This window comes from Methanothrix sp. (assembly GCF_030055635.1).
In the GTDB taxonomy this organism is placed as follows: Archaea; Halobacteriota; Methanosarcinia; order Methanotrichales; family Methanotrichaceae; genus Methanothrix_B.
Map to the genome: position 1 here is coordinate 1 of NZ_JASFYM010000016.1, position 11,183 is coordinate 11,183.

11 protein-coding genes are annotated in these 11,183 nt (G+C 54.6%); 4 read left to right on the top strand and 7 right to left on the bottom strand.

Going from position 1 to position 11,183, the window contains the following annotated elements:
- Nucleotides 1-310: 310 nt before the first annotated feature.
- From cofG to QFX31_RS07195, 5 genes are all read right to left on the bottom strand, one after another.
- Nucleotides 311-1,291: a 7,8-didemethyl-8-hydroxy-5-deazariboflavin synthase subunit CofG gene (cofG, locus tag QFX31_RS07175; protein ID WP_348531431.1), complete on the bottom strand. Its 981-nt coding sequence runs from the start codon at nt 1,289-1,291 to the stop codon at nt 311-313.
- Nucleotides 1,246-1,695 carry a UPF0179 family protein gene (locus QFX31_RS07180; protein WP_348531432.1) on the bottom strand — a complete coding sequence of 150 codons (450 nt, stop codon included), beginning with the start codon at nt 1,693-1,695 and terminating at the stop codon, nt 1,246-1,248. Before QFX31_RS07180 ends, cofG begins: the two co-directional genes overlap by 46 nt.
- 25 nt (nt 1,696-1,720) lie before the next feature.
- Entirely contained in the window at nt 1,721-2,776 is a 1,056-nt protein-coding gene (locus QFX31_RS07185; RefSeq protein WP_348531433.1) for an NAD(P)-dependent glycerol-1-phosphate dehydrogenase, read from the bottom strand.
- Nucleotides 2,777-2,790: 14 nt separating this feature from the next.
- The gene (locus QFX31_RS07190) at nt 2,791-3,546 is read right to left on the bottom strand and encodes an ABC transporter ATP-binding protein (protein ID WP_348531434.1); all 756 of its coding nucleotides are present in this window, start codon (nt 3,544-3,546) and stop codon (nt 2,791-2,793) included.
- Nucleotides 3,547-3,824: 278 nt separating this feature from the next.
- On the bottom strand, nt 3,825-5,015 hold the full coding sequence (locus QFX31_RS07195) for a DUF4139 domain-containing protein (RefSeq protein ID WP_348531435.1): 1,191 nt from the start codon (nt 5,013-5,015) through the stop codon (nt 3,825-3,827).
- A gap of 170 nt (nt 5,016-5,185) precedes the next feature.
- Between QFX31_RS07195 and argS the strand changes: the two genes are divergently transcribed.
- The 3 genes from argS to QFX31_RS07210 all read left to right on the top strand — a co-directional run bounded on the left by argS (nt 5,186) and on the right by QFX31_RS07210 (nt 8,158).
- Nucleotides 5,186-6,862 carry an arginine--tRNA ligase gene (gene argS, locus QFX31_RS07200; RefSeq protein ID WP_348531472.1) on the top strand — a complete coding sequence of 559 codons (1,677 nt, stop codon included), beginning with the start codon at nt 5,186-5,188 and terminating at the stop codon, nt 6,860-6,862.
- Nucleotides 6,863-7,359: 497 nt separating this feature from the next.
- The gene (locus QFX31_RS07205) at nt 7,360-7,806 is read left to right on the top strand and encodes a hypothetical protein (RefSeq protein ID WP_348531436.1); all 447 of its coding nucleotides are present in this window, start codon (nt 7,360-7,362) and stop codon (nt 7,804-7,806) included.
- A gap of 43 nt (nt 7,807-7,849) precedes the next feature.
- Nucleotides 7,850-8,158, top strand: a complete 309-nt coding sequence (locus tag QFX31_RS07210; RefSeq protein WP_348531437.1) for a DUF5611 family protein — start codon at nt 7,850-7,852, stop codon at nt 8,156-8,158.
- A 999-nt stretch (nt 8,159-9,157) separates the two neighbouring features.
- Here the strand turns inward: QFX31_RS07210 and QFX31_RS07215 are convergent.
- Complete coding sequence (locus tag QFX31_RS07215; RefSeq protein WP_348531438.1) at nt 9,158-9,520, bottom strand: helix-turn-helix domain-containing protein; 363 nt, start codon at nt 9,518-9,520, stop codon at nt 9,158-9,160.
- A gap of 396 nt (nt 9,521-9,916) precedes the next feature.
- Here QFX31_RS07215 and hsp20 point away from each other — a divergent pair, with 396 nt between their 5' ends.
- Nucleotides 9,917-10,504: an archaeal heat shock protein Hsp20 gene (hsp20, locus tag QFX31_RS07220; protein ID WP_348531473.1), complete on the top strand. Its 588-nt coding sequence runs from the start codon at nt 9,917-9,919 to the stop codon at nt 10,502-10,504.
- A 132-nt stretch (nt 10,505-10,636) separates the two neighbouring features.
- Here hsp20 and QFX31_RS07225 read toward each other — a convergent pair whose 3' ends face one another.
- On the bottom strand, nt 10,637-11,125 hold the full coding sequence (locus tag QFX31_RS07225) for a DUF367 family protein (RefSeq protein ID WP_348531439.1): 489 nt from the start codon (nt 11,123-11,125) through the stop codon (nt 10,637-10,639).
- Nucleotides 11,126-11,183 lie beyond the last annotated feature (58 nt).

Sequence of the window (11,183 nt, forward strand, 5' to 3'; positions counted from 1 at the left end):
ATCGCGTGTCTGTCTCCATCTAAGCTGCTCCTCTCTCCAAACCTGTGAGCCGGCTAAAAATGTTTGCCGCAGGCCATGCAGAGAAAATTGTTCGGAAAATGAATGTTAATGCGAAATGCAGGATAAATCCAGAAGGACCGGTAAATCCACCCAACGATCGACCTCTCTGAGAGCATCAGGTATGCTGCGATCGTTCAAGGTGCTGATATGGAGTGAACTCCTCTGCATTCAGTCCGGAGATGCGCCCTGATGCTCTCCATCATGAGGACAATTCTCATCCAGATTGAAGAAAGGCCTCACGCAGTCTACTTCAGCTCTTTCTCAGCCCGCTCTCATCTGCGAGCCGCCGGATGAGATATTCTGTCCTTTTGCCGTACCAGCCGAGCCTCACGTATCTCGGGTACACCGGCAGTCTTTCCACGAGCACGATCCCTTTAAGCTCATCGATCTCGGGCCATCTCCTCTCCGGGTTTATCCAGTCAGGGGTCACGGGGCTGATTCCACCGAGATCATCCGCTCCGGCTCTCAACAGCGGAACTGGATCCACGAGGTTCGGGGGAACCTGAATGGATATCTCCGGCTGCAGGACCCTGCGGGCGATCGATACCAGCTCCGCCATATCACCTATCGAAGGAGGCTGCATGCCCTCTGACTCAGTCCCGGGCTTCGGGTCCAGAGGCTGGATTATGACCTCCTGGATGTGGCCGTATCTCCTGTGCAGCTCCGCTATCGCCTCAAGAGATCTGATCCTGTCCTCAGGACCCTCGCCTATGCCAACGAGTATGCCAGTGGTGAACGGTATCCTGATCGCGCCTGCGTCGGATATTGTCCTTATTCGCACCTCCGGTCTCTTTCCCGGAGATCTCTCATGCACCTTAAGATGTGCTGTGCTCTCGAGCATCAGGCCCATCGAGGCGTTGTAGGGCGCCAGGAGCTCCAGCTCCTCGCGTGTGAGTATTCCCGCGTTGGTGTGAGGAAGAAGCCCCCTCTCCAGGGCGAGCTCGCAGAGCTCCACGATGTACTCCAGGAGTTCCATCCGGTCGCCGCGCACCTCCCACGGCCTATCCCCCATCGTGAAGAGCGCCTCTGAGCAGCCCGCCCTCTGCGCTCTGTCCATCAATCTCAGGGCATCACTTCTTGATATCACCCTGGCGCGATCCGGATCACGCCTGAACGAGCAGTAGCCACAGGCGTTTCTGCAGAGGTCTGTTACAGGTATGAAGACGTTTCTCGAGAAGGTCGCCCTCAGCGCCTCAGCTCCACGAGCTTCAGCGTGTACCCCTTCGCGCACTCCTCCGGCGCCTCTCCAACGACCTCCACTATCGTGCATCTGTCGCCCCTCTTGAGCCCGGCGGGATGGCATATATCGTACATCCTGCAATCACTCACATCGCAATCTATCGGCTCGTAGATTATCTTTGAGCCTGCGAAAGACTTGCGCGCATCCATCGCCGCGATCGTGGGGCTCTCCGTGACCTCAACAGCGCGCACACCCTCCTCGTGCAGAGGGCAGTCATGGACCAGCTCCCCCTTTATCCCGAGTATCCTGTACCTCCTTCCGGGCTCCAGGTTCATGCATGTGTTTCTGAGCTTGCAGCTCTCGCACTCCGGCGTGGGTCCGTTGAATATGAACTCCATGCCGATCGTCGCGAGCTTCGTTCCTATCAGGGTGATCTGAGTTGTCGGCTCGGCCATATTTTAACCTCCTGAATAATAATCTTCATATCACCTTTGTCGCCTCTGCAGCCGCTCTTGCTGCATCTGGTGTCAACCCGCTTCCGAGTATCGTGTACCTCTCGGGCCTGATCGTGTGCGCCTGGGTCAGGGCCTCGACCACCACATCCTCCGGTATGTTCAGCTCGTGTGCGGATGTGGGTGCGCCGAGCACCTTGAGCGTCTCGCGGATCATCCTCCAGTCACCGCCGTGCAGGTACATCATTATGATCGTTCCTAGACCACAGAGCTCGCCATGGAGCCCGCATCCCGGGGCGATCCTGTTCAGGGCGTGCGCAAACATGTGCTCAGATCCGCTTGCGGGTCTGGACGATCCCGCTATGCTCATTGCAACGCCGCTGGATATCAGCGCCTGGACCACTATCTTCGCCGAGGGCTCATGGCCCGGCTTGATGCTCGGGGCCATCTCGACGACCATCCGGGCGGTCATGCTCGAGAGTGCGGCTGCATACTCGCTGTAATCCTCACACCTGAGCCTCTTCGCGAGCTTCCAGTCGAGGATCGCGGTGTAGTTCGATATTATATCACCACATCCAGCTGACATCAGCCTGGGAGGGGCTCTGGATATTATCCCTGTGTCGGCTATGATCGCAAGAGGCGCGCGGGTTGGAATGGACTTCGTCTCGCCGTCCATGTTGAGCGATGCCATCGCTGAGGCGATCCCGTCATGAGATGCGGCTGTCGGAACACTGAGATACGGTATGTCGAGATGGAATGCGGCGAGCTTTGCTATGTCTATCGACCTCCCGCCGCCTGCTCCTATCAGGAAATCCGCCTTGAGGTCCAGAGCAAATGACCTCACGCGCTCAACCTCTGCAGGCCTGGAGTCCCTTGTGATCACGACCTCCGCCTCGAAGCCTCGCTCTCCGAGACGCGCCGCGAGGTTGTCTCCAGCCACGGATCGGGTCTGTGGACCTGTTATGACAACCGCCCTGCCGGAGAGGCGGAGATCAACGCAGACATCTCCTATATCCGCGAGAGCTCCAGCGCCTGCGACGACCCTTCTGGGCAGCTCCATCCAGCTCGCACTTCTGGTTCTCATTCTCTCCGCTCAAATCAGATCTTGATCTCGGTTCTGAGATCCTGGAGTATCTTGTCCCTGATTGTATTGACCTCAAGGCTTGTCCTCTTCCTCGGTCTGGGCAGATCTATCTCGATGATCTCCTTCACCCTGCCCGGCCTCGCGGAGAAGACGATGATCCTGTCACCGAGGTATATCGCCTCGTCGACGCTGTGCGTGACGAATATTATCGTCTTTCTTTCCTGCTCCCATATCCGCAGGAGCTCTGACTGCATCACGTTTCTGGTCTGTGCATCCAGCGCTCCAAACGGCTCGTCCATGAGCAGTGCCTTCGGATTGTTGACGAGAGCTCTTGCGATCGCGACCCTCTGCTTCATGCCTCCGGAGAGCTCATGAGGGTACCTGCTCTCAAACCGCTCCAGCCCTACCATCTTCAGGTACTCCCTCGCAAGCCTGTACCGCTCCTCCTTCGGCACCCCCCGGATCTCCGGGCCGAACGCGACGTTGTCCAGAACTGTGCGCCATGGAAAGAGGGAGTACTCCTGGAAGACCATGCCCCTCTCAGGCCCGGGACCTCTTATGGGGGCGCCATCGAGCAGCACACTTCCAGAGGACGGGAACTCGAGACCTGCGATTATCCTGAGCAGCGTGGTCTTGCCGCATCCAGACGGCCCGATGAAGCATACGAACTCGCCCTCATCTACGGACATGCTTATGTCCCGGAGTACCTCCATGCTCTTTCCATCGACATCGAAGACCTTTGATACCGATCTGACCTCCAGCAGGGACATTCGCTCAGGTTCTCCTCCAGCATACCGTATAGAGCTTTCCGTAGGGATGCGGCTGGCCGAGGTGCAGATCGAACTTGCTGTGTGGGATCTATTGCGATCTCACCTGCAGGTCATGTTGTCGAGCATGATATAAAGCAGGGTGCAAGCTCCTGTCTTCAGGCCGGCGAGTTGGTCACAGAGGTGCATGAGCACATAAGCCCGTACCAGATCCAGACCCCTAAACTACCACAAAAGAATAGATGTCATCCCCTGTGACGCTCACAGAGGATGGTATGAGCTCATTCCCCCTTGATGGTCTCCACGGTCACAACCCTGTATGCGTATCTTATCTTCATCTCCTCTCTCGGTGCCACCTTCAGGTTCCACTTGAGGAGGGTCGCGGTCATCTCCGATGGCTCGGGGGAAACAGCGATCACCTTCGCCTCCATCGGTATGGTGTCTTTTACCTCGAGATCGATCTCCTTGTCGGTATTGGATTTGATCTCCAGCTGATATGTCCAGTTCTCCGTGGTCACCTTTGCGGTGCCGTTTCCGAAGGAGACGATATTTTCAGAGATGTTGTAGTCCATGAGCTTCTTCGAGAGCTTGAGATCCGCGGATGGCCCCAGGCTCAGGGATGCGTTGGCTCCTTTCGCAGTGTAGGGCATGCTCAGGGTGGTCACGTACTCCCCGTCCCTGAATATCTGCGCGTTTCCATCGGGCCATGGATGATCAGCTGTGTTGTTCGCCCTGATCTCCTCCCTCGCAGGACCGTCCGGACTGTAATAGGCATCCCATGTGTAAACGCGCCAGGCAGGTGCGAGATCCTCGAAGAGAGGCAGACCTATCGATTTTCCTGCGACGAGGTCTGTCCTGTTCTCCAGAACGAACACGAAGAGCGTCTCAAGCTCGCCTGTCGGAGCGGCTGCGGCGATATCATACACAGAGAGCTCCACAGCTTTGGCTGCGGTCGGGGCTGGGGCTCTCATCAGAATCGGAATCTCCCTCTCCGGCATCGCCACGAGCCTGATCTGAACGTTCTTCAGGTCCTCCCTGAGATCGACGTTTATAAGGGCATTTGCGGTCAGGAGCATCGAATTGTTGAGGAGATGTATGTAGTAGTTCGGAGCCCATTGACCTCCATTCCTCACCAGATAGCTGAGCAGGAATCTCTGTCTTGCAGTTGATGAGACGTTCATGGTGTACACAGGCATCTTGTCGTAGACTATGCGCTCCAGCGAGGAGTTTGTTACAAGGAAGAGAACAGAACTAGTATCTGCATTCTCCGGAAGGTCGACGACGAATTTGTGTATTCCCTCCGTCAGGTCCATGCTGCCCGTCCGCTTTACGAATACGAGGCCGTCCTGATAGATCGTCACAGAGTCGACAGGCAGGCTTATCGCGGTTGTGGCCACGACCTCCTTCGCGCTATCTCCTGCAGAGCATGAGACGGTGAGAAGGAGCATGGCAAGAATTATCCATGATCTCATATCGAATCCCCCATTGTACTGAGAACTCCTTCCAGATATAGACTTCCCCCAAAAGCACCGGCACTCTGAAGAGGCGGAGGAGCGATTGCAGTTCTGCATTCAGATGCGTGCGACGGAATGCTTATATCCATTAGCGTTGCTCTCCAAGATTCTTGCTAGATGGTGTTCATATGTTTCTGGATTTCATGAGCGAGGTCGAGGGGATACTGAAAGAGGGTCTCGATCGATGCGGCCTGAGCGTATCACTGGAGAACAGCCTGGATCTGAGCCCGCATGCGGATCTCTCCACAACCATTGCGTTCAGGCTCTCGCCTGTTCTGAGGAGGAGCCCGAAGGATATTGCAGCTGATATATACAATTCCATGGGCTCCCCGTCGCGCTGGGTCGACCGCGCGGAGATTGTCGGGCCGTACATAAACTTCTACATGAGCCGCAGCTTTCTGGATCATGTTGTTGTTGAGGCCCAGGGTGAGGATGCCTGGATGGGCAGGATGTCGGGCTCGGTCATAGTTGAGCACACATCCGCGAACCCCGATGGGCCGCTCCATGTCGGGCACATAAGAAACTCCGTGATCGGAGATACAATCGTCAGGATACTCCGCCGTGCCGGATACAGCGTCGAGGCACAGTACTACGTGAACGATATGGGAAGGCAGACCGCAATGGTGGTCTGGGGATGCGATCACCTCGATCTCGACGACTCCAAGCCGGACCATGCGATAGCGCGCGTCTACATCGCAGCTCACAGGATCATGAACGAGCGGCCCGAGCTCTCCGCAGAGGTGGACGAGCTCATGAGGCGCTACGAGTCCAGGGATCCGGAGACTGTGGAGAAGTTCCAGCGCGCAGCGAAGTACGCCATCTCGGGCATCGAGAGCACCCTGCACAGGATGAACATCCATCACGACTCCTACAAGTGGGAGTCGGAGTTCGTATGGGACGGCTCTGTCGATGAGATTCTGGAGATGCTGGAGAGGACAGGAAGGACCGTCCTGAAGGATGGTGCTCTCCAGCTTGATCTGAGCAAGGAGGGCTTCGAGAAGAGCCTGGTGCTTAGAAGGGCAGATGGGACGACGCTCTACACAACAAGGGATCTCGCGTATCACAAATGGAAGGCGGAGAACTACGGGCGCGTTGTGGAGGTGCTCGGAGCGGACCACAAGCTCGTATCAGCTCAGCTCCGCACAGCGCTGCGGATTCTCGGGATAAAGGAGCCTGAGGTCGTCATATTCGAGTTTGTCTCTCTTCCTGATGGCTCGATGTCAACACGCCGCGGGAAGTTCATCTCTGCCGATGAGCTGCTCGATGAGGTCGAGAAGCAGGCCTACCTCGAGGTCACGAAGAGACGGCCGGAGATGGATGATAATTTCAGGAGGGAAGTGGCAGGAAAGGTGGCTGTTGGCGCTGTGAGGTACGATATCGTGAGGGTATCCGCGGACAAGGCGACCATGTTCGACTGGAAGGCAGCTCTCGACTTCGAGAAGCTCTCCGCCCCGTTCATACAGTACTCGCATGCGAGGGCGTGCAGCATCCTCAAAAAGGCTGGAGATCTCGATGACTTCGATCCAGGGCTCCTGAGGGATGATTACGAGATCGCCCTGATAAAGAAGATCGCAGAGTTCGATCTGGTCATAGACAGGGCTGCCAGGGAGCTAAAGCCGCATCAGCTCGCGACCTACGCGAGGGAGCTCGCGGAGAGGTTCAACCTCTTCTACCGGTACGATCCTGTGCTGGATGCCAAACCCGAAGAGCTCCGGAATGCGCGGCTCGGCCTGGTCAGGGCATCCAGAAACGCCCTGAGCGCAACCCTGGAAACCCTCGGAATAGAGGCGCTTGAGAGCATGTGAATGCTGATAGAGAGTGACAGGGCGCAAGCTCCGGTCTTCAGCCGGAGAGGAAGTCACCAGGACACAACAGAGCTGAGAGATGGCGCAAACTGCCATCTTGGGGCTCTCATGTGCCGGTGTGGCATGCGGAATCTCCAAGTAACTTGCTCATCGCTTCTCAGCTCGGGATGCCATGCATTCTCCGTTGCGTGTCTGAGCTAGCAGTATCTGCACCGGAAGGCCCAGATCCATCGACGTCAAGGTCTGTCCGATTATCAGTCATCCGAGGGCACAACGATACCTGTGGTCCCGAAGTGCAAATGATTGAGTATCCGATCAGTAACGTCAACATATTCATATTATTTTAAATATTATAATATATGTATACATTCTGACCCTCAGGATGCACAAAACATAATTTTAAAATACTTGGTGTGTTTATACTTTTTCAGGGCAATGAAGGGGATGAAGTGATGATGTTCTCTGCATCAAAAACCCATTCTGGGGTCAGATGTGTGATGAGGGTTGGTATCCTGATCGTGCTGGTGGCATCTGTCCTGACAGCCTGTGCGCATGCGCATCCGCTCTACTTTCCCTTGAGCGAGCACACCATGACCACAAAGGTGAGCCCGAGCGGCGTGCCGCAGTCCCGGACCTACACATTCACTCAGGATGATGTGGAGGCGGTATGCTGGCTCAAGGTTTGGAGGGATCAGCGGGCGCATACTGTGGAGTGGAGATGGTACTCGCCGAACATGCGTGTGTACAAGAGAAGCTTCGGGGTGATACCCGCCATAGACGGGCCCGCAGGCATGTGGAGCTCCTGCATATGGAGCGGCCTGCGTATAAAGGGAGAGGATGTGGCGAACCTTCCAGGCACATGGAAGGTGGACGTGATAGTGGACTTCAGGAAGGTCCTGACAGATTACTTCACGATCGGAGGGAACCAGTCTCCGTGCTGCTAGCTGACGGCAAGATCTAATTACCATAGGAGATCTCCCTCAAAGCATGGAGTACACGTTCAAGAGAGGTTACACTCCTGACATAGAGAGAATAGAGGGGATCCTGAGGGAGCTGTTCTCCTCAGGAATCACCAGGAACGGCGAGAGGATCACACTCAGCTACGGCGCCCTGAAGAGCTGCCAGATCTGGATAGAGAAGAAGAAGCTGAATGTGCTGACCGAGTCGCTCCCGGGCGCCCCTGACGATATAATCATGGATACAAACCGCAGGTTCAGGAAGTTCCTCGAGAAGGCAACAGGATACACAACAAAGCAGCGCGTGCAGATGGCGAAGAGAGAGGTACAGGGGGAGTGAAGATAGCTCCCGCCTGAGCTCATCTCCTTCAGGCAAGACGGGACAAAATGTAACGGTTGATGTTGTTTTTCTCAGAAGAGAGCCGTGCCATTACACATTGATCATTGTGCTGCAGCTCAATATGCCTGAACCGTATATCTGCAGCACTCTTTGACGATAAGGAGCACAGTTTTTCCAAAAGGACAAGCTCTGCCCATACACAGCAAGCTATAAATACTGCCAGTATATCCTAGCCTCTGAGCGGGTAACCGTTCTGTTTTGTGATCCACACTGAACCCCCACTCTCCTACCCGCTCATACATCCCCTAATCCGGGCTGTTAAACATGACCTGCCCGGAGAGGCACTGACATGCCATGCGCTCTTGGCGAATGAATGGGTGTCTCCAGCAACTCCACTGCACGGACCCCAAGTTGTCAGACACGTAAGTGCGTACTTTTGACGTTACTATGCGATTGAACATTCAGTCCGCCACCTCTTTCAGCTGTCACCACTACTGGAAGCTTATCAGTGTCGTATGTGCCTCTGCCATTTGATTTTAAGCCACGCTTCCCCGGCACTCTGTTCAGCACTTTCTTGCTTTTGAACCAGCTTTGACATATGCATCATCCATCTCAACGAATCCACAGAGCTTATTGCTGGTGTTTTTGCCATAATTGTTCCGGTCATGTCATTGAACCACCTATCGCAACTCGTGCAGTGGTATCGCTGATTCGGCGTATCATGCCATCTGCCTTTCCTCGCAACATGCTCAGAACCACAATACACGCATCTGACGCCATCATGCCATCTCATCTCACGCAATATCTTGTAATACTCTCCAGCATGAATGGCTCGATCATCCGTGTCCATACAAAAAGTACATCGTCAATCAAGAATAAACAAGTTGTATAAGGCCAGGAGTGCATTTATTTGCTGGGCAACTGGATCTCTGAAGCCTTCGACGTAGTCGAGAGCATTCGAAGCACAGGGAGATCCTCCCCTTCATGGGGAAGGCAGGATCAAGCTCTTGGTTGAGACTGTCCCTTGCTGGGCGGCATAATCTCACTACAAGAATCCACCTTTTCCAGGTAGAGTTTACCGGTGATGGTAGTTCTGTAGCTATCGCCCACCCGCTCAACAACCAACCCCTTTTCGAGCATCTCGAGATGGTACCTGGCCTGATCTGTGCTCAATCCAAACTCCTTTTCGATCTCATCTATGCTCCTGGCTTCCAGACCTATGAACCTCAGCATCTTCCGCCGGAGCGGTAACTGCAAAACCTCCAGGGCGAATTTGTGATCCTCAGCGGACTCCCACCACTTAGCTTCAGCGGATGAGACGTCGGTATGGTTCGGCTTGGAGCTCTTTGAATCTTCTCTCATCAGATGTGCTGTTCTCCGCGTCCGGTATATAGTCGTGCACACCCATCGTCGTATCAGCGATGGCTCGCGTACTCGTATCATTGAGATCAATGGAATGCGACTTCGCAGGGTTTATGGACGTTGTGCCGCTAGATCCCGATTCCTGACAGGCCAGGCTGTGCTTCCCGCCCGCGACTTAAATCTGGAGTGCGCCAGCGGGAACCGGCCACAGCTTTTCGTTAGATCGTTCGTCTAACCCTGTTCATATTCAGCACGCATCTTCGCGAATTCACTCTGCTAATACATATGCTGCCCACCTGAAACAAAGCAAAATTATTTACCATGAACCAGCGTGTGCCCATTTTACAGAAAACTATTTATAGTACTTCAAAACTAGTCTATCTCGAGGTGAAAAGAATGTGGAGGAGAAGGTATCCGTCGATCTTTGATATCTTCGAGAGCTTCATGAGAGGGTTCCCGTTCGAGCGAAAGGAGCGCTTTGAGGAGGACTGGTTCCTGTCCCCCTTCGAGGAGATGATCAAGAGGTTCGAGACCGAGATGCCGAAGGAGTTTCGCGAGCTTGTAAGAGAGGAGGAGACCCCTGAGGGCAAGGTCAGAAGGTACGGGCCGTTTGTGTACGGCTTCAGCTATGTGGTCGAGCCAGGGAAGGAGCCGATCTTCAGGGAGTTCGGCAACATCAGGCCATCCTATCGCGGCATCGAGGCCAGCATAGGTCGCGAGCCTCTTGTCGATATAATGGAGGAGAAGGACAGCTACAAGATCTTCGTGGAGCTGCCGGGTGTGGACAAGTCCAACATCAAGCTTGACGTCGCCGAGGACAGCGTCGAGATCAGGACGGATGACGAGAAGAGGTTCTACAAGATGATCCAGCTGGAGCGCCCGGTCGATCCGGACAGCGCAAAGGCCATCTACAACAACGGCGTGCTCACCCTGACGCTCGAGAAGAAGGAGAAGCGGAAGGGCAAGGAGGTAAAGATAGAGTAGACAGCAAAACTTACAATTTTTATTTAATTGTGATGTTTTCTGCCACTTTGTTACTTAGCTCCTTTTTGGATTGCATCATAGATGCCTTCGACTGCGAGCCGAAGCGCAGAAGCCTGCCCATTCGGGGAAAAGTCACATGTACTCGCTCTGTATCCTCACGACCTCGGCGCTATCCTTTGCTGCTGCGTACTCCTTGAGAGGCTCTCTGTTGAGCTCGAGGAATGTGTGCCCCCAGGAGAACTTCGAGAGCACAAGCTCTGCCTGCTCCCTCTCGCCCAGAATGAAAAGAGCAGCTGCAAGTGCCTCTGCTGTGGATAACTTAAAGGGCCTGCCGAAGTTCACAGGGTTTGCAGCCAGGAGAAACGGCAGGGCTCTCGTGTTCGCATGAATCCTCTCAAATACCCTTTCAGCCTCCGCCCAGCTGCAGTCAAGGGCTGCAAGCCCTCTTCCCGCGTATCTGTCTGCTGGAGATAGTGCTCTCTCAGAAAACGGGCTGAGAATCAGATAACCCCTGAGATCTGCCATCCTGTGGGTTAGTCTTGCAATTCCGAAGCGCGCCAGCTTTCTTCCCGTGCACTTCTTTGGATCGCACTGGTTCGCGTGGTATATCAGGAGATGCATCTCACTGAAGATAACCGATAATCCTATTAACGTTGTGTTCAACCCTCCGTACATCCTG

Coding starts and splice junctions, on each gene's coding strand:
- QFX31_RS07225 (WP_348531439.1), bottom strand. CDS start 11,125: ATGCATCTCCTGATATACCACGCGAACCAGTGCGATCCAAAGAAGTGC.
- QFX31_RS07205 (WP_348531436.1), top strand. CDS start 7,360: ATGAGGGTTGGTATCCTGATCGTGCTGGTGGCATCTGTCCTGACAGCC.
- QFX31_RS07210 (WP_348531437.1), top strand. CDS start 7,850: ATGGAGTACACGTTCAAGAGAGGTTACACTCCTGACATAGAGAGAATA.
- QFX31_RS07195 (WP_348531435.1), bottom strand. CDS start 5,015: ATGAGATCATGGATAATTCTTGCCATGCTCCTTCTCACCGTCTCATGC.
- argS (WP_348531472.1), top strand. CDS start 5,186: ATGTTTCTGGATTTCATGAGCGAGGTCGAGGGGATACTGAAAGAGGGT.
- QFX31_RS07215 (WP_348531438.1), bottom strand. CDS start 9,520: ATGAGAGAAGATTCAAAGAGCTCCAAGCCGAACCATACCGACGTCTCA.
- QFX31_RS07180 (WP_348531432.1), bottom strand. CDS start 1,695: ATGGCCGAGCCGACAACTCAGATCACCCTGATAGGAACGAAGCTCGCG.
- QFX31_RS07190 (WP_348531434.1), bottom strand. CDS start 3,546: ATGTCCCTGCTGGAGGTCAGATCGGTATCAAAGGTCTTCGATGTCGAT.
- hsp20 (WP_348531473.1), top strand. CDS start 9,917: ATGTGGAGGAGAAGGTATCCGTCGATCTTTGATATCTTCGAGAGCTTC.
- QFX31_RS07185 (WP_348531433.1), bottom strand. CDS start 2,776: ATGAGAACCAGAAGTGCGAGCTGGATGGAGCTGCCCAGAAGGGTCGTC.